This is a genomic window from Comamonas sp. A23, from assembly GCF_004522605.1.
In the GTDB taxonomy this organism is placed as follows: Bacteria; Pseudomonadota; Gammaproteobacteria; order Burkholderiales; family Burkholderiaceae_C; genus Comamonas; species Comamonas thiooxydans.
Genome location: NZ_RSDT01000004.1, coordinates 99,887 through 117,273, shown reverse-complemented (window position 1 = coordinate 117,273; position 17,387 = coordinate 99,887). Strand labels below are relative to the sequence as shown.

Sequence of the window (17,387 nt, the reverse complement as noted above, 5' to 3'; positions counted from 1 at the left end):
GGCCGCCTAGGCAAAGCCGCTCAGGGGGTTACGCCTTTTTAGCCTTGGTCAGCAACTGATCCAGCAGCACCATGGCTTCGTCGATCTCGCTGCGCGAAATCATCAGCGAAGGCGCGAAGGTGATCACGTTCTTGTAGTAGCCGCCCACGTCCAGCACCAGGCCGCGTTTCTGGCCCTGGTATTCCAGGCCGCCTTCGAGGCCGATGTCCACCATCTTGTCCAGCAGCGCCTTGTTGGGCGTGAAGCCGTCCTCGGTGCATATTTCGGCACGCAGCGCCAGGCCCAGGCCGTCCACATCGCCGATTTCCTTGTGGCGCTTTTGCAGCTCCTTGAGGCCTTCGAGGAAGTAGGCACCCGATTCGCGCACCTGACGACCGAAGTCCATCTCGTGGGTCATCTTCATGACTTCCAGGCCCAGGGCCGTACCCAGCGGGTTGGAGGCAAAGGTGGAATGGGTGGATCCGGGCGGGAACACCGTGGGGTTGATCAGCTCTTCGCGAGCCCACAGGCCGGACAGTGCATTCAGACCGTTGGTCAGGGCCTTGGCAAACACCAGCACATCGGGCTGGATGCCGAAGTTTTCCACCGACCACAGCTTGCCGGTACGCCAGAAGCCCATCTGGATTTCATCAACCACCAGCAGTACGCCGTGGTCGTCCAGTACTTTCTTCAGGCCGGTAAAGAAGTTGGCAGGCGGAATCACGTAGCCACCGGTGCCCTGAATGGGCTCGATGTAGAAGGCTGCGTATTCGCACTGGTTGGTCTTGGGGTCCCAGACCGCGTGGTATTCGTTTTCGAACTTGCGACGGAAGTCGGCCACGATGGATTCCGCGTACTCCTCTGCCGTCATGCCCTTGGGGCGGCGGAAGGGGTAGGGGAAGGGGATGAACTGTGCTCGGTCGCTGAAATGGCCGAAACGGCGGCGATAGCGGTAGCTGGAGGTGATCGAGGACGCGCCCAGCGTACGGCCGTGATAGCCGCCTTCGAATGCGAACATCAGGCTCTTGCCGCCGCTGGCGTTGCGCACGACCTTCAGCGAGTCCTCGATGGCTTGCGCGCCGCCCACGTTGAAGTGCACGCGGCCGTCGTGGCCCCATTTGCTCTTGGCGTCTTCGGCAATGAACTTGGCCAGTTCGATCTTGGTGGGGTGCAGATACTGGCTGGCCACCTGGGGCAGCTCCTGCAGCTGCTCGATCATCTTGGCTTCAAGACGCTTGTTCTTGTAGCCGAAGTTGACGGCCGAATACCACATCTGCAGATCGAGGTAGGACGTGCCGGCATCGTCGTACATATAGCTGCCTTCGCAGCCCGTGAAGATCTTGGGAGGATTGACGTAGTGGACGGTGTCGCCAAACGAGCAGTATTTGGCTTCGTCAGCCAGCAATTGGGCAGTATTGATCACAGCAGAAAGCGCTCCGCAAAAATGGATTCGGTCAACGGTATGCGGAAGCAGTGTGCGTTTGCAATATTTCCGGGCTGTCGAGCATTTGTGTGGGAATTGTGGAGAGCTCTGCGTCGGGCGATTTCCAGCGCCGCAAACGGCGGCAACAGGTGTCCGGGCGCGCGCAGCTGCCAGCAGCAGCTTGCCCGACCCTGTTCAAGGTCCGGGGCGCGGCTTGCTGCAGGTCCTTGAGGCGGCGTCCAGACCGCTGTCGAATCCGGGCCGATCAGCCCAGTGCCACCACGCGCAGCACCTCGGCACCATAGGCATCGAGCTTCTTGGCGCCCATGCCGCTGACGCCCTGTAGCTCCTGCAGGCTCTGGGGATTGAGTTCGGCAATCGATGCCAGGGTGGCGTCGTGGAAGATCACATAGGCCGGCAGATTGTGAGATTTGGCCACTTCGGCGCGCCAGGCCTTGAGGTTGATGAAGCGCACCTGTGCGTCGGGACCCAGATTGACCGCAGCTGCATTGGCAGCGGACTTCTTGCCCTGCTTCTTGCTGCGCGATGCGGCCACGGCCTCGCGCAGCTGTACCTGCACCTCGCCCTTGAGCACGGCACGCGAGCCCGCGGCCAGGCACAAGGTGTCAAACACATGGCCGCTGTTCTCGCTCACCACCTTGTGCAGGCCCAGGGCCCCCGTGGCCAGCAACTGGCGCATCACGGCGCGCAGCTGTGGCTCCGAATACTCCTTGCCGATGCCGAAGGTGGAGACCTTGTCATGCCCGTACTGCGTGACCTTGTCCGTCTCCTTGCCGCGCAGCACGTCCATGATGTGGCCCGCACCATAGGTCAGGCCGCTGGCCTCGTGCACGCGGAAGATGGTGGACAGCAGCTTGCGTGCCGCATCCGTGCCATCCCATAGCGCCGGCGGTTCCAGGCAGTTGTCGCAGTTGCCGCAATGGGTGCGGGCAACGGCCTGCAGTGGCTTGCCATCCAGGCTCGGCTCCTGTCCATACTGCTCGCCAAAATAGGCCAGCAGGCGTACGCGTCGGCAGTCCGTGGCCTCGGCCAGACCGAGCAGGGCATCGAGCTTGCCGCGCATCACCTGCTTGAACTGCTCCTCGGCCGGGCTTTCGTCGATCATGCGGCGCTGGTTGACCACGTCGCTGAGACCGTAGGCCATCCAGGCATCGGCGGGCAGGCCGTCGCGGCCCGCACGGCCGGTTTCCTGGTAGTAGCCCTCGATGTTCTTGGGCATGTCCACATGGGCCACAAAGCGCACATCGGGCTTGTTGATGCCCATGCCGAAGGCAATCGTGGCGCACATCACCACGCCTTCTTCGCGCAGAAAACGGTCCTGATGGTTCTGGCGCATTTCCTGGGGCAGGCCGGCGTGGTAAGGCAGGGCATTGATGCCGTTTTGCACCAGGGTTTGGGCCAGCTCCTCGACACGCTTGCGCGACTGGCAATAGACCACGCCGGCCTCGCCCTCGTGCTCGCGTTCGATAAAGCGCAGCAGCTGGTTGCTGACGTCCTTTTTCTCGGCGATCTTGTAGCGGATGTTCGGGCGGTCGAAACTGCTGATGAAATGCTGGGCCGCTTCCAGCTGCAGGCGCTCGATGATGTCGGCGCGCGTCAGCGCATCGGCCGTGGCCGTCAGCGCGATGCGCGGCACCTCGGCATAGCGCTGGTGCAGCACGCTCAGTGCGCGATATTCGGGGCGGAAGTCGTGCCCCCACTGGCTCACGCAATGCGCTTCGTCGATGGCGAACAGCGACAGCTTGCCCTGGGCATGAAGATCGTCGAGCAGACCCAGAAAACGTGGCGTGTTCAGCCGCTCGGGCGCGGCGTAGAGCAGGGTGATGTCACCGCTTTGCAGGCGCAGCTCCACCTCCTGCGTCTCGTCGTAGCTCAGGGTGGAGTTCAGATAGGCGGCGCTGATGCCGGCCTCATGCAGCGCCCCGACCTGGTCGTGCATGAGCGCGATCAGCGGCGAGACCACGATCGTCACGCCATGGCCGAGCTGCTGGCGCGCAATGGCCGGAACCTGGTAGCACAGCGATTTGCCGCCGCCCGTGGGCATGAGCACCAGCGCATCGCCGCCGTTGATGACATGCGAGACGATGGCCTGCTGGGGGCCACGGAATTGCTCGTAGCCAAAAACGGCTTGCAGAATGGATTGCGCGGAAGACACCGGGTACTCTTGAATCGATAGCTGGTAGCGCTTGCTGGATATGGGGAAGAGGCAGATTTGGCCTCTGGTGCAAGCATCAGAACTGGCCCTATTGTGCGCCGCGACCCGGCGCGCTGCCCAGGCCGGGTTATGCGCAATCAGCCAGCCTGCCCTATGGTGGAGGGCGAAAAATGCGCATCCAGCTCGTAGAGATCGGCGGGATAGGTCAGGCGCACAAAGGTGATGGGCAACTGCCCGGTCCAGGTACGGCGGTCGATCACCAGACAGGGAAAGCCGGGCTTGATCTCCAGCAAGCCGGCGGTTTCCTCGCTGGCCGCTTCGGCACGAATGCGGTGTTCGGCCGAGCTCCAGGGCACGTGGTTGACCATCCAGGAGCTGGGACTGTGCTCGGTGAACGGCTCGTGCTCGGCGTCCGGCACGGATTCGAGATTGATCAGGCGGTCTTCGATGCAGAACGGACGCGATCCCGCCATGTGCAGGCACAGCACATGGACGATGGAGGCAGGCCGGGCCATGCGCATGGCCTCCATGTCCTCGCGCGTGCTGCGCCGCTGCGTGCGGCCAAGCAGCCTGCTCGAATACTCCTGGCCCATGCCCAGCACCACCTGGCGCAGATCGGGAATCTCCAGCACGGCAGAGCTGGTTTGCGGGCGCGTCACAAAGCTTCCCGCCTTGCGCTTGCGCACCAGCAGACCGGCTTCTGCCAGCTTGTTGAGCACCTTGCTCACCGTCATGCGCGAGCATTGGTAATGGACGGTCAGCTCCATCTCCGACGGGATGCGATAGCCGGGCGGCCAGCGGCCACTGAGAATGTTCTGTTCAATCTCGGTGAGAATTTTCCCGTGCAGCGACATGGAAGAGTGTTTGTCCATGGAGTGGATTACACCAGCAAATCCGGCCGGGTGCCGCTGCGCCTTCTAAGCGTTCAATACGGAGCGTGCAATGATGGTGCGCTGAATCTCGGAAGATCCTTCGTAGATGCGCAGGATGCGGGCGTCGCGCACATAGCGCTCCAGGGGCATTTCCCGGGTATAGCCGTAGCCGCCATGGATCTGCAGCGCCTCGTCGGTCACGAAGCCCACCATTTCCGAGGCGAACAGCTTGGCCATGGCCGACTGCTGGGTGAAGGGCTGGCCCTGCTGGCGCAGTGCCAGGGCCTGCATGGTCAGCGCCCAGGCGGCTTCCAGGCGCAGCTTCATGTCGGCGAGCTTGAACTGTATGCCCTGCTTGTTGGCTATTGGTTCGCCGCCCACCAGACGCTGGTTGGCCCAGTCGGCCGCCGCCTTGAGTGCGGCCTCGGCAATGCCCAGAGAGGTCGCAGCCACGTCCAGGCGGCTGTTGTCCAGCACCTTCATAGCAGTCTTGAAGCCGCTGCCCTCGGCGCCGAGGCGATTGGCCGCCGGGACACGCACGCTGTCCAGCGAAACTTCAAAAGCATGGCCGCCGCGAATGCCCATGAGCTTCTCGGGCGACGAAATCTGTATGCCGGGCAGATCGCGCGGCACGATGAAGGCGCTGACCCCGCGTGCCGCAGCCTCCGCATCGGTCTTGGCGAACACCACCATGAAGCGGGCCTCCGCCGCATTCGAGATGAAGTGCTTGACGCCCGTGATCAGATAGTCATCGCCGTCGCGCACGGCGCGGGTACGCATGTCTGCAGGGTGGGAGCCGCCACGCGGCTCGGTCAGCGCGAAGGCCGCCAGCCATTCCCCGCTGGCGCAGCGCGGCAGCCATTGCTCGCGCTGCGCCTCGTCACCGCCGATGAGAACGGCATCCGTGCCCAGGTAGTGGGCACCGATCATGGACGAGGTCGCGGCACAGGCGCGCGAGATGGCGACCAGCGACATCAGCATGGCGGTGGGGGTGACGCCCGGCCCGCCAAAGCGTTCCGGCAGATTCATGCCCATCACGCCCAGCGCGGACAGGCCGGGCACATGGCGCGTGGCGGAAAAGGCTTCCTCGTCCATGGCCTGGGCCACGGGGGCCAGGGTTTCCTCGGCAAAGCGTGCAACGGCATCGGCAACGGCCTGATCTTCTTCGGTCGCGCCCAGACGAATCAATGACATGGCGGTCTCTCCTTGTTTTCTGTCAATCAAAATCAACCCAAAGCGCCTGCTTCGCGCAAGGCGGCAATGGCGTCCGTGCTGCGGCCGAGCCAGCTTTGCAGCAGCAGCTCCGTGTGCTCGCCCAGGGCCGGTGCGCGTTGCGCCCGATTGGGCAGAGCGCCGTTGAAATGCACGGGCTGTGTCGGCAGCTGAAGGCCCGGAAGGCGTTCGTCCTCGACCTCGCAGAGCAGGCCACGCGAGCGGATCTGCTCGGAGTTCAGGGCCTGCTCTATGTTCCAGATGGGGGCTGCGGGAACGCCAGCGGCTTCGAGCCGCGCCACCACATCGGCCACATCGTGCTGCGTGCTCCAGCCCTCCAGCGCGGCGCGCAATGCGGGCTCGTTGGCCGAGCGGGTTTCATCGCTGGCAAAACGCGGATCGCTGGCCAGCTCGGGCAGGTCCATCGCGGCAGCGGTGGCGTCGAACAGCTTCTTGTTGAGCACGGCCAGGGCGTAATGGCCGTCACGTGCCCTGTAGACGCCGAACGGCGCCGAGAGTGGATGACGATTGCCCACACGCCGCGCAGGCTGGCCGGTGAACAGGTAGCGCGACATCGATGTCGCCAGAAAGCTCAGCGTGGTGTCGAACATGGCGACATCGACATGCTGGCCGGTACCGGTTCTCTGCGCCTGCAGCAGGGCGGCCAATGTCGCCCAGGAGGCAAACAGGCCGGCAACCACATCGCTGACCGCTTCGCCGACCAGGGTGGGTGCGCCTTGAGGCTCGCCAGTGGCCTCCATCAGGCCGCTCATGGCCTGAACAATGATGTCGTAGGCCGGGCGGTGGGCCAGCGGGCCGGTCTGGCCGAAGCCCGAGACGCTGACATACACCAGTCGGGGATTGAGGGCGCGCAGCGTTTCGGGGCCGATGCCCAGGCGCTCGGCCACACCAGGCCTGAAGTTCTCGACCACCACGTCGACCTGCCGGGCCAGCTCATGCACCACGGCGACCGCGTCCGCATGCTTGAGGTCCAGCACCAGGCTTTGCTTGTTGCGATTCATGACCGTGAACAAGGCGCTTTGCCCGTTCTTCATGGGGCCGATGGCGCGGTAGTCGTCGCCCTGGGGCGGCTCCACCTTCACGACCTCCGCGCCCAGATCGGCCAGCAAGGCCGTGGACATGGGGCCTGCCAGAACCCGGGTGAAGTCCAGGATGCGGATGCCATCCAGTGGACGGGAAGCAGTTTTTTCGGTGGATTCAGGCATGGGATTCCCGCTGTTGATCTGAAGTGATGTCTGCATGCTGCCCAAAACATGAATCAATGGAAAATATTCATTTCCCATTAACTGGATTCAAAAAATTGATTCAGATAAATTTGCGACAGCTGGAGTACTTCGTGGCTGCGGCACGCCACGGCAGCACGGCCAGGGCGGCGCTGGCCATCAATGTTTCACAGCCCTCCATCTCCAAGGCGATTGCCGACCTCGAAGCCCAATGGGGCGAGCAGCTGTTTGTGCGCAAACATGCCGTCGGACTGGACCTGACCGCGGCAGGGCTGGCCAGAAGCCGGGAGGCCCTGAGCCTGCTCGAAGCAGCGCAACTGCTTCAGGAGCCTCGCAAGCAGGCGGTTTCCGGCACGCTGAGGCTGGGCTTTCTGAGCACGCTGGGCGCGCTGTGGATTCCGCAGCTGCTCACCCAGATGCAAAAGCGCCACCCTTCAATCGACATCGAGCTGGTCGAAGGGGACATCGCCTCACTGACGCGGCAAGTGGAACGCGGGGAGATCCATGCCGCACTGCAATATGACCTGGGCCTGGCTCGCCCTCTGCTGACCATGCACCCGGTTGCCGCATTGCCGCCCTATGCCTTGCTGCCTGCCAGGCATGCCCTGTCTGCGGCGCCCAGCGTGAGCCTGGCGGAGCTGGCCCAGTCGCCGTTGCTGCTGATCAACCTGCCGCAGAGCCGCGAATACTTTCTCTCGCTGTTTCGGGAAGCGGGCGTGGTTCCCACGGTGAACTATGAACTGGCGTCGATAGAGCTTGTCCGCTCCATGGTCGCCAACGGGCATGGCGTCAGCGTTCTGACCACGCGGCCGGTGGTCGACCGAACCCACGACGGCAAGCGGCTGCTCTGCAAAAGAATCAAGGGCCGCGTCGCCAAGCAGGCCGTGGTGCTGTCGGTGCCCAGGAGCAATGCCTCGGCGCTGATTGCACCATTTCTGACCGTGGCAAAAAGCGTGATTGCACCCGACTAGCGCAACGCGGGTGCTGTTTTGGTGCGCGTCCCCAGGAGCCGGCGGAGGCGGTCTGCGGGCGAGCGAGTTGGCACATAGCTTGCTCTTGTGGATTGTTGACTCATGTCTATACAGCTGGGAAATGCGGCAACTATGACGCTCGGGTAAGCCTGTATATACATGTTCAATCAGCAATCGCAAACTTCGCTGCCTGCACTGTCGTGCAACGCTTGAAGTCCGCATCAACAACCGAACTGCTCTGGCATCGACCGAGGAGAGTCCCATGAAATCGACACGTCGCGTTCCAATCTGGCAACTGGCATTAGCCGCAACCGTTCTAGTGTCTGCTGCACAACATGCAGCGGCTCAGGAGACCAAGATCGTCCTGGGCATGTCGGGATGGACAGGCTTCGCGCCATTGACGCTTGCGGACAAGGCCGGGATCTTCAAGAAGAACGGCCTCAATGTCGAAATCAAGATGATTCCCCAGAAGGACCGGCATCTGGCGCTGGCCTCGGGTGCCGTGCAATGTGCCGCCACCACCGTGGAAACGCATGTGGCCTGGAACACCAATGGCGTGCCCATCGTGCAGATCTTCCAGATGGACAAGTCCTATGGTGCAGATGGCATTGCCGTGCGCAATGACGTCAAGAACTTCGCCGATCTGAAAGGCAAGACCGTAGCCGTCAGCGCGCCGGGCACGGCTCCCTACTTCGGTCTGGCCTGGATGCTGAACAAGAACGGCATGACCATGAAGGACATCAAGACCGTGTCGCTGGAGCCCCAGCCTGCGGCCCAGGCCTTTGTCTCCGGGCAGAACGATGCGGCCATGACCTATGAGCCCTACCTGTCCACGGTCCGCGCCAACCCCAGCGCCGGCAAGATTCTGGCCACCACGATCGACTACCCGATGGTGATGGATACCGTGGGCTGCGATCCCAAGTGGCTCAAGGCCAACACGGCAGCCGCCAAGGCGCTGACCCAGTCCTACTTCGATGCCATCGCCATGATCAATTCCGACAAGGAAAAGAGCTACGAAATCATGGGCGCGGCCGTCAAGCAAAGCGGCGAGCAGTTCGGCAAGTCGGCAGCCTTTCTGAAATGGTCGGACAAGGAGGCCAACCAGAAGTTCTTTGCCAGCGATCTGCTGCCTTTCATGAAGGAGTCTGCCGCCATCCTCAAGGAAGCCGGCGTGATTCGCAGCATTCCTGAGAACTACGGCGTCATGTACGACGCCAGCTTCATCAAGTAAGCGCAAAGAGGTTGCACATGGAAGCGGTATCACCTTCTATCAAGTCTGCATCACCCGCATCGGTTCAGGTGGCATCGCCTTCCGTGAGGCCGGCTCGCCGGCGCTATATGGCCCCTCTGGAGCCTGTCAGCCCCAGGGCCAAATGGCTGCTGGGCACGGGCTTCTTCCTGCTGTTCCTGCTGATCTGGTCGGCCGTCACCTTTGGCGGACTGGTCTCGCCGACCTTTCTCGCCAGCCCGCTGACGATGCTGCGCGAAGGCATTCTGCTGTTCACCGAGTTCGACTTTCACCATGACATCGGCATGACCGTATGGCGCGTCATGGGCGGCTTCATCCTGGCCAGCATCGTGGCCGTGCCGCTGGGCATTGCCATGGGGGCCTGGAAGCCCGTGGAGGCGTTCTTCGAGCCCTTTGTCTCGTTCTGCCGCTACCTGCCCGCCTCGGCATTCATTCCGCTGCTGATCCTCTGGGCCGGCGTGGGCGAGGCCCAGAAGCTGCTGGTCATCTTCATCGGCTCGGTGTTCCAGATCACCCTCATGGTGGCCGTGACCGTGGGTGGTGCGCGCAAGGATCTGGTGGAGGCCGCCTACACCCTGGGCGCCAGCAATACCGGCATCGTCAAGCGGGTGCTGATTCCCGGTGCCGCTCCTGGCATCGCGGAAACCCTGCGTCTGGTTCTGGGCTGGGCCTGGACCTATGTGATCGTTGCCGAGCTGATCGGCTCGTCCTCGGGCATCGGACACATGATCACCGACAGTCAGGCGCTGCTCAATACCGGACAGATCATCTTCGGCATCATCATCATCGGGCTCATCGGTCTGGTGTCGGATTTCATCTTCAAAACCGTCAACCGTCGCATGTTCGAATGGAGTTCCCTGTGATGAACCAGCTGTCCATTCAAGGCGTTTCGCGCACCTTCACCAGCCACAAAGGCGTCAGCACCCAGGCTCTTTTGCCGGTGGATTTCGAGGTCCGCGAGAACGATTTCGTGACCATTCTCGGGCCCTCCGGCTGCGGCAAATCGACAATGCTGCGCATTGTTGCGGGCCTGGATTTTCCGACGACAGGGCAGGTGCTGTTGGACGGGAAACTGGTGCAGGAGCCCGGCGCCGACCGCGGCATGGTGTTTCAAAGCTACACCTTGTTCCCCTGGCTGACCGTGGCGCAGAACATCCGCTTCGGACTGCGCGAGAAAGGCGCGAGCGAAGCCACCCAGAAAGAGCGTAGCGACTATTTCATTGCCAAGGTGGGTTTGCGCGGGTTCGAGAATCACTACCCCAAGCAGCTGTCTGGAGGCATGCAGCAACGCACGGCGATCGCGCGTGCGCTGGCCAACGACCCCAAGATCCTGCTCATGGACGAGCCCTTCGGTGCGCTGGACAACCAGACCCGGGTTCTGATGCAGGAATTGCTGCTGGGCATCTGGGAGGCCGAGCGCAAGACGGTGATGTTCGTGACCCACGATATCGATGAAGCCATCTTCATGGCCAATCGCGTGGCCGTGTTCAGCGCGCGTCCGGGTCGCATCAAGGCAGACATTCCGGTCCATCTGCCGCACCCGCGCCACTACACCGTCAAGACCTCGCCCGAGTTCATGGAGCTCAAGGCCCGGTTGACGGAAGAGATTCGCGCCGAGTCACTGGCTGCGGCTGCTCACTGAGGCCTGCATCATGAATGTCCGAGATCCTGCCCAGCGCAAAACGGCTCCTGCAGCCCAGATGCCACTCGCGTTGTACCAGCAGGTCAAGGACCATGTGCTGCGCAAGATCGGCGACGGTTCGCTGGCGGCCGGTGCGCGCGTGCCTTCCGAGCAGGAGCTGGTCAACGAGTTCGGCGTGGCGCGCATGACGGTGAACCGTGCGCTGCGCGAACTGGCAGAGCAGGGCGTGATCGTGCGCGTGGCGGGTGTCGGCTCCTTCGTGGCCGAGGAAAAGCCGCAATCGACCCTGCTGCGCATCGCCAATATCGGTGAAGAGATCACCCAGCGCGGGCATGACCATCGCTTCGAGCTGCTCGATATGCGCCGCGAGTCCGCCTCGCCCGAAGTCGCTGCGGCGCTGGATCTCGCGGTCGGCGCTTCGGTCTTTCATCTGCATGGCGTGCACTTCGAAAACGAGCTGCCGGTTCAGATCGAAGACCGCTATGTGAACCCCCGTCTGGTCCCCGACTTCATGGACCAGGATTTCTCTGCCGTGCAACCCTCGGTCTATCTGGTGCGCAATGTGCAGTACGACCAGATCGAGCATGTGGTCGATGCGATCTTGCCGACGGCCGAGCAGGCCCGGCTGTTGCAGATGGCTCTCGACCAGCCTTGCCTGATGCTCACGCGCCGTACCTGGCTGCGCGGCGTCCCTATCACCTGGGTGCATTGCGTGCATCCGGGCATGCGCTACCGACTCGGTAGCCGTTTCCGAACCGATTCAGTGCACGGCGGCTGATCCCGGCCAGGCCCTTGAATCCCTCAGTACGTTTTTGTTTCTCTTGACTGTATAGACAGGTATAGCCATGAACACTACCACCACCCAAGAGCTCTCGAACTCCGAACTGGAACTGCATCCCGGCGAGCTCACGCTGGCTCAGCTGCGCCGCATTCAGGACGGCGGCGTGCAGCTCAGCATGGCGCAGGCCGCCTATGCGGCCATGCGCAAGGCCGAGGCGCATGTGCAGCACATCGTCGATGAAGACCAGGTGGTCTACGGCATCAACACCGGTTTCGGCAAGCTGGCTTCGACCAAGATTGCCCATGAGCGCCTGGCCGAGCTGCAGCGCAATCTGGTGCTTTCGCACAGCGTGGGCACGGGCGAGCCGCTGCCGGATCATGTGGTGCGTCTGGTGCTGGCCACCAAGGCCGTGAGTCTGGCCCGCGGGCATTCGGGAGCCCGCACGGCGCTGGTGGACGCGCTGCTGGCGCTGGCCAATGCCGATGTCCTGCCCGTGATTCCCTCCAAGGGTTCGGTGGGCGCTTCGGGCGATCTGGCGCCGCTGTCGCACCTGGCCTGCGTGCTGATCGGCGAGGGGCAGGCCAAGGTGGGCGGCAAGCTCGTTTCCGGCCGTGAGGCCATGCAGCATATCGGCCTGGAGCCCTTTGTGCTCGGCCCCAAGGAAGGACTGGCGCTGCTCAATGGAACCCAGGTCTCCACCTCGCTGGCGCTGGCGGGTCTGTTCCAGGCCGAAAGCGTGCTGGCCGCAGGACTGGTCGCCGGTTGCCTGACGCTGGAAGCCATACAGGGTTCCATCAAGCCCTTCGATGCGCGCATCCACGCGGCACGCGGCCAGCATGGACAGATCGCCGTGGCGGCTGCCGTGCGCTCGCTGCTGGACGGCAGCGCCATCGACCCCTCGCACCCCAATTGCGGGCGCGTGCAGGACCCCTATTCCATCCGCTGCGTGCCGCAGGTCATGGGCGCCTGCCTGGACAATCTCAGCCATGCTGCGCGCGTGCTGGTCATCGAAGCCAATGCCGCCTCGGACAATCCGCTGGTGTTCGACAACGGCGACGTGATTTCGGGCGGTAACTTTCATGCCGAACCCGTGGCTTTCGCCGCCGACATCATGGCGCTGGCGATCGCTGAAATCGGTGCCATCTCCGAGCGTCGCATGGCCTTGCTGCTGGACACCGGACTGTCGCGCCTGCCGGCCTTTCTGATCGAGGACAGCGGCGTCAACTCGGGCTTCATGATCGCCCAGGTCACGGCGGCTGCCCTGGCGGCGGAAAACCAGTGCCTGGCCCATCCCAGCAGCGTGACCAGCCTGCCCACCTCGGCCAACCAGGAAGACCATGTCTCCATGGCCACCTATGGCGCGCGTCGCCTGGCAGACATGGTCAGGAACACGGCCGTGATCGTGGGCGTGGAGGCCATGGCCGCGGTCCAGGGCATGGACTTCGATCGCCGGCTCAAGAGCTCGCCGCTGATCGAGGAGCAGTACGCGCTGATCCGCAGCCAGGTGCCTTACCTGGACAAGGACCGCTATCTGGCCCCCGATATCGAAATCATGCGTCTGTGGGCGCTGGAAACCGCCTGGCCCGAGGTGTTGCAGAGCATTCTGCCGAGCACGGAGCGCTGAAACTGCTGCCTACAACCCACACCGCAAAAATCGCCGGTGCCCCAGGCCAGGGGGGCCGAGCAAGAGCCTCAGCCGGCCGCGCCGCCTCGCAGCGAGAGCGCCGTCCCCTTGGGGGAAGGCGGCGCAGCCGCTCAGGGGGATCAGAAATTTCCCGCGAACTGGTAGCGCGAAGCCGGGTGCCACAGGGCCGAAACCGAGGCCACCTGGCCCTGGGAGCGGGTTCTGCGGCGCAATACCAGACAGGGTTCGGTGACCTCCATGCGCAAAAGCTCCGCTACCTCGGCTGTGGGCATGCTCGCTTCGATGGAGAAATTCACGCCCTGCAGCGGAGCCACGCGCACCAGGTAGGCATTGGGAGTCTGGCTCGCAAAGTCCTGGCTCAGATAGTCGGGAGCCACGGCCGGATTCACATAGCGGTCTTCGACCTGGATGGGGACATCGTTCTCGAAGTGCACGACCACGGAGTGAAACAGATGGGTGGCGGCGCTCAGCTCGAACTGGCGCAGCAGGGCGGCATCGACCTTGCAGCGCTCGAGCCGCTGCAGCTCCCCCCGATGCCGGTGGCCGCGTGCACCAATTTCGTCGGCGATATTGCGCAGCTCGACCAGGGTGGCCTGGTACTTCTGCTGGGCCACGAAAGTGCCCGAGCCCTGGACGCGCGTCAGTGTCTTTTCGTCGCTGAGCTCGCGCAGCGCGCGGTTGACGGTCATGCGCGCCACATTGAACTGCTTGACCAGGGCGGCCTCGCTGGGAATGGCCTGGCCTTCCTGCCATACGCCACTTTGAATCTGCTGCAGCACATGGTCTTTGATGCGCTGGAACGCAGGTACGGCGGCGGTGGTATCGGTTCGCGACATAGGGTTTGTGTGGATCAGAAAAGCTGTCTAGATGATTGACGTGGGTGGGAGTAAATCACAAAATTCGTCTATACAACTTGGCGAAAATAAATGAAAGTTGTTCGGACATATAAGAGACATCCAGAGGGATTGACGGAGCAATTCATGAGTATTGATACAGCAACGCTGGGTTCCTCTGGCGCCATCGAGACCAGAACCATAGACATGGTTCCGGAGAGCGAGCGCCACGGCTCGCCCTCCAGCCAGTTCACCCTCTGGTTCGGAGCCAATTGCCAGATCACGGCCATTGTCGACGGAGCGCTGGCCATCGTGTTCGGCGCGGAGGCCATGACGGCAATCATCGGTCTGCTGATCGGCAACATCCTCGGCGGCATCGTCATGGCCCTGCACTCGGCCCAGGGCCCGCGCCTGGGCCTGCCCCAGATGATTTCCAGCCGCGTGCAGTTCGGCGTCAAGGGCGCGGCCCTGCCGCTGCTGCTGGTGATCCTCATGTACCTGGGCTTCGCGGCCACGGGCACGGTTCTCTCGGGCCAGGCCATCAACCGCATGTTCGATTTCTCGGCCCCGCAGACCGGCATGATCATCTTCGGCACGCTGACCGCCATCGTGGCCGTGGTGGGCTATCGCCTCATCCACGTGCTCGGCCGCGTGGCCACGGTGATCGGGCTGCTGGGCTTTGCCTACCTGGCCGTGCGCCTGGGCATGCAGTACGACGTGGCCAGCGCCTTCGGCCAGAAGCCCTTCACCTGGGCGAGCTTCCTGCTCACCATCGCGCTGTCGGCCGGCTGGCAGATGACCTTCGCGCCCTACGTCGCCGACTACTCGCGCTACCTGCCGTCCAACACGCCTACGTCGCGGGCCTTCACCACCACCTTCATGGGCAGCGTGATCGGCGCGCAGATCGCCATGACGCTGGGCGTGCTGGTCGCTGCGCTGGGGGGCCAGTTCCTGAAGAACCAGGTCGGCTTCATCGGTGACCTGGCCGGCCCGGCCGCCATCGTGATCTACCTGGTGATCGTCTCGGGCAAGCTCACGGTGAACTGCCTCAATGCCTACGGCGGCTTCATGACCATCCTGACCACGGTCAGCGGCTTCAACAACAAGACGCAGATCTCGCCCGTCGCGCGCATCGCCTACATCGTCGGCTTCGTGCTGCTGTCGCTGGTGGTGGCCTTGCTGGCCAGCGCCGACTTCCTGAACAACTTCAAGAACTTCGTGCTGCTGTTGCTCGCCGTCTTCGTGCCATGGAGCGCGGTGAATCTGGTGGACTACTACCTGGTGTCCAAGGAGCGGGTCGACATTCCCGCGCTATACGACCCCCAGGGCCGTTATGGCAGCTACAACTTCATGGCGCTGGGTTGCTATGTGCTGGGCATCCTGGTGCAGATCCCGTTCCTGAACCAGGCGCTGTACAAGGGTCCGCTCGCCTCCATGCTGGGCGGTGCCGACATCTCCTGGATCGTCAGCCTGCTGGTGACATCGCTGGTGTACTACCCACTGGCCAAGCGGTCCATGAAGGTGCCTGCGGCCATGATCTATCCCAAGTGCAGCCCGGCCCCAGCCGTCGAGCCCGACTTCTACGCCGAGGCAACCCGCTTCCGAGCCGAGCCGTAACGCCTTTTCCATATTCTCTCCATTACTGTCAAAGGAGCAGCCATGACTACCCCTAACGATTCGCGCATCGACCCCACCCGCGTCATCCGCGCCCCTCGCGGCAACCAGCTCAGCTGCAAGAACTGGCTGACCGAAGCGGCCTACCGCATGATCCAGAACAACCTCGACCCCGAGGTCGCCGAGAACCCGCAAGCCCTGGTGGTCTACGGCGGCATCGGCCGCGCCGCCCGCAACTGGGAGTGCTACGACCAGATCCTGGCTTCCCTCAAGGAACTCAATGAGGACGAGTCCCTGCTGGTCCAGTCGGGCAAGCCTGTGGGCGTGTTCAAGACCCATCCGGGCGCGCCCCGCGTGCTGATCGCCAACTCCAACCTGGTGCCCAAGTGGGCCACCTGGGAGAAGTTCAACGAGCTGGACCGCAAGGGCCTGTTCATGTACGGCCAGATGACGGCCGGCAGCTGGATTTACATCGGCAGCCAGGGCATCGTGCAGGGCACTTTCGAGACCTTTGTCGAAGCCGGTCGCCAGCACTACAACAACGACCTGACCGGCAAGTGGATTCTCACGGCCGGCCTGGGCGGCATGGGCGGCGCCCAGCCCCTGGCCGCCACGCTGGCCGGCGCCTGCTCGCTGAACATCGAATGCAAGCAGTCCAGCATCGACTTCCGTCTGCGCACCCGCTATGTGGACAAGCAGGCCAAGGACGTCGACGACGCGCTGGCCCTGATCAAGCATCACACCGAAAAGGGTGAGGCGGTTTCCATCGCGCTGCTGGGCAATGCCGCTGAAATCCTGCCCGAGCTGGTCAAGCGCGCCAAGGCCGGCGGCCCCAAGCCCGACATCGTGACCGACCAGACCTCGGCCCACGACCTGATCAACGGCTACCTGCCCGTGGGCTGGACCGTGGCACAGTGGGAAGCAGCCGCTGCCGACCCCAGCCAGCACGCCAAGCTGACCAAGGCCGCGGCCCAGGGCTGCGCCGTGCACGTGCAGGCCATGCTGGACTTCCAGGCCATGGGCATCCCCACGGTGGACTACGGCAACAACATCCGCCAGGTGGCCTTCGACGAGGGTGTGAAGAACGCCTTCGACTTCCCCGGCTTCGTGCCCGCCTACATCCGTCCGCTGTTCTGCGAGGGCAAGGGCCCGTTCCGCTGGGTGGCGCTGTCGGGCGACCCCGAGGACATCTACAAGACCGACGCCAAGATCAAGGAACTGTTCCCCGAGAACAAGCACACCCACCGCTGGCTGGACATGGCGCGCGAGCGCATCGCCTTCCAGGGCCTGCCCGCACGTATCTGCTGGCTGGGTCTGGGCGAGCGCCACAAGGCGGCCCTGGCCTTCAATGAAATGGTCAAGAACGGCGAACTCAAGGCGCCTATCGTGATCGGCCGCGACCACCTGGATACCGGCTCCGTGGCCAGCCCCAACCGTGAGACCGAAGCCATGAAGGACGGCACGGATGCCGTCTCAGACTGGCCGCTGCTCAACGCCCTGCTCAACACTGCCGGCGGCGCCACCTGGGTCAGTCTGCACCACGGCGGCGGCGTGGGCATGGGCTACTCGCAGCACTCCGGCATGGTCATCGTGGCCGACGGCACCGATGAAGCTGCCGCGCGGCTGGCGCGCGTGCTGGTCAACGACTGCGGCTCGGGCGTGATGCGCCATGCGGACGCAGGCTACGAGCTGGCCATCGAGACCGCACGCAAGCAGGGCCTGAAGCTGCCCATGGTGAAGTAAGCG

14 protein-coding genes are annotated in these 17,387 nt (G+C 63.4%); 8 read left to right on the top strand and 6 right to left on the bottom strand.

Annotated features, from left to right (window positions below):
- Positions 1-28 precede the first annotated feature (28 nt).
- From EIC84_RS11875 to EIC84_RS11855, 5 genes are all read right to left on the bottom strand, one after another.
- Entirely contained in the window at positions 29-1,402 is a 1,374-nt protein-coding gene (locus EIC84_RS11875) for an aspartate aminotransferase family protein (protein ID WP_003069536.1), read from the bottom strand.
- 265 nt (positions 1,403-1,667) lie between these two features.
- Entirely contained in the window at positions 1,668-3,578 is a 1,911-nt protein-coding gene (gene recQ / locus EIC84_RS11870; RefSeq protein ID WP_003069534.1) for a DNA helicase RecQ, read from the bottom strand.
- A gap of 137 nt (positions 3,579-3,715) precedes the next feature.
- Entirely contained in the window at positions 3,716-4,450 is a 735-nt protein-coding gene (gene hutC / locus EIC84_RS11865; RefSeq protein WP_223305653.1) for a histidine utilization repressor, read from the bottom strand.
- 45 nt (positions 4,451-4,495) lie between these two features.
- Positions 4,496-5,644 (bottom strand): acyl-CoA dehydrogenase family protein, encoded by a 1,149-nt coding sequence (locus EIC84_RS11860; protein WP_003069530.1) that lies wholly within the window; start codon positions 5,642-5,644, stop codon positions 4,496-4,498.
- 32 nt (positions 5,645-5,676) lie between these two features.
- Positions 5,677-6,966, bottom strand: a complete 1,290-nt coding sequence (locus EIC84_RS11855) for a CaiB/BaiF CoA-transferase family protein (RefSeq protein ID WP_003069528.1) — start codon at positions 6,964-6,966, stop codon at positions 5,677-5,679.
- Here EIC84_RS11855 and EIC84_RS11850 point away from each other — a divergent pair.
- The 6 genes from EIC84_RS11850 (at position 6,945) to hutH (ending at position 13,173) form a co-directional block, all read left to right on the top strand.
- Positions 6,945-7,877: a LysR substrate-binding domain-containing protein gene (locus EIC84_RS11850; protein WP_080554240.1), complete on the top strand. Its 933-nt coding sequence runs from the start codon at positions 6,945-6,947 to the stop codon at positions 7,875-7,877. The genes EIC84_RS11855 and EIC84_RS11850 overlap by 22 nt on opposite strands.
- Before the next feature lie 262 nt (positions 7,878-8,139).
- Positions 8,140-9,108 (top strand): ABC transporter substrate-binding protein, encoded by a 969-nt coding sequence (locus EIC84_RS11845; protein WP_034363122.1) that lies wholly within the window; start codon positions 8,140-8,142, stop codon positions 9,106-9,108.
- A gap of 17 nt (positions 9,109-9,125) precedes the next feature.
- Positions 9,126-9,989, top strand: a complete 864-nt coding sequence (locus EIC84_RS11840; RefSeq protein WP_034363119.1) for an ABC transporter permease — start codon at positions 9,126-9,128, stop codon at positions 9,987-9,989.
- Entirely contained in the window at positions 9,989-10,768 is a 780-nt protein-coding gene (locus tag EIC84_RS11835; protein ID WP_003069521.1) for an ABC transporter ATP-binding protein, read from the top strand. Before EIC84_RS11840 ends, EIC84_RS11835 begins: the two co-directional genes overlap by 1 nt.
- 10 nt (positions 10,769-10,778) lie before the next feature.
- Positions 10,779-11,546, top strand: a complete 768-nt coding sequence (hutC, locus tag EIC84_RS11830; protein WP_003069519.1) for a histidine utilization repressor — start codon at positions 10,779-10,781, stop codon at positions 11,544-11,546.
- A 67-nt stretch (positions 11,547-11,613) separates the two neighbouring features.
- A complete protein-coding gene (hutH, locus tag EIC84_RS11825; RefSeq protein WP_003069517.1) occupies positions 11,614-13,173 on the top strand; it encodes a histidine ammonia-lyase in 1,560 nt (519 codons plus the stop codon).
- A gap of 140 nt (positions 13,174-13,313) precedes the next feature.
- On the opposite strand, the gene hutC (EIC84_RS11820) is transcribed toward hutH, so the two are convergent.
- Positions 13,314-14,030, bottom strand: a complete 717-nt coding sequence (gene hutC, locus EIC84_RS11820; RefSeq protein ID WP_003069516.1) for a histidine utilization repressor — start codon at positions 14,028-14,030, stop codon at positions 13,314-13,316.
- Positions 14,031-14,174: 144 nt separating this feature from the next.
- Between hutC (EIC84_RS11820) and EIC84_RS11815 the strand changes: the two genes are divergently transcribed.
- On the top strand, positions 14,175-15,644 hold the full coding sequence (locus EIC84_RS11815) for a cytosine permease (protein ID WP_045839262.1): 1,470 nt from the start codon (positions 14,175-14,177) through the stop codon (positions 15,642-15,644).
- A 42-nt stretch (positions 15,645-15,686) separates the two neighbouring features.
- The gene (gene hutU, locus EIC84_RS11810) at positions 15,687-17,384 is read left to right on the top strand and encodes a urocanate hydratase (protein ID WP_003069512.1); all 1,698 of its coding nucleotides are present in this window, start codon (positions 15,687-15,689) and stop codon (positions 17,382-17,384) included.
- Positions 17,385-17,387 lie beyond the last annotated feature (3 nt).

Bases quoted from the DNA above. Each gene is read 5' to 3' on its own strand.
- hutC (WP_223305653.1), bottom strand. From the start codon at position 4,450: ATGGACAAACACTCTTCCATGTCGCTGCACGGGAAAATTCTCACCGAG.
- EIC84_RS11860 (WP_003069530.1), bottom strand. From the start codon at position 5,644: ATGTCATTGATTCGTCTGGGCGCGACCGAAGAAGATCAGGCCGTTGCC.
- EIC84_RS11850 (WP_080554240.1), top strand. From the start codon at position 6,945: ATGGAAAATATTCATTTCCCATTAACTGGATTCAAAAAATTGATTCAG.
- EIC84_RS11855 (WP_003069528.1), bottom strand. From the start codon at position 6,966: ATGGGAAATGAATATTTTCCATTGATTCATGTTTTGGGCAGCATGCAG.
- EIC84_RS11845 (WP_034363122.1), top strand. From the start codon at position 8,140: ATGAAATCGACACGTCGCGTTCCAATCTGGCAACTGGCATTAGCCGCA.
- EIC84_RS11840 (WP_034363119.1), top strand. From the start codon at position 9,126: ATGGAAGCGGTATCACCTTCTATCAAGTCTGCATCACCCGCATCGGTT.
- EIC84_RS11835 (WP_003069521.1), top strand. From the start codon at position 9,989: ATGAACCAGCTGTCCATTCAAGGCGTTTCGCGCACCTTCACCAGCCAC.
- hutC (WP_003069519.1), top strand. From the start codon at position 10,779: ATGAATGTCCGAGATCCTGCCCAGCGCAAAACGGCTCCTGCAGCCCAG.
- hutH (WP_003069517.1), top strand. From the start codon at position 11,614: ATGAACACTACCACCACCCAAGAGCTCTCGAACTCCGAACTGGAACTG.
- hutC (WP_003069516.1), bottom strand. From the start codon at position 14,030: ATGTCGCGAACCGATACCACCGCCGCCGTACCTGCGTTCCAGCGCATC.
- EIC84_RS11815 (WP_045839262.1), top strand. From the start codon at position 14,175: ATGAGTATTGATACAGCAACGCTGGGTTCCTCTGGCGCCATCGAGACC.
- hutU (WP_003069512.1), top strand. From the start codon at position 15,687: ATGACTACCCCTAACGATTCGCGCATCGACCCCACCCGCGTCATCCGC.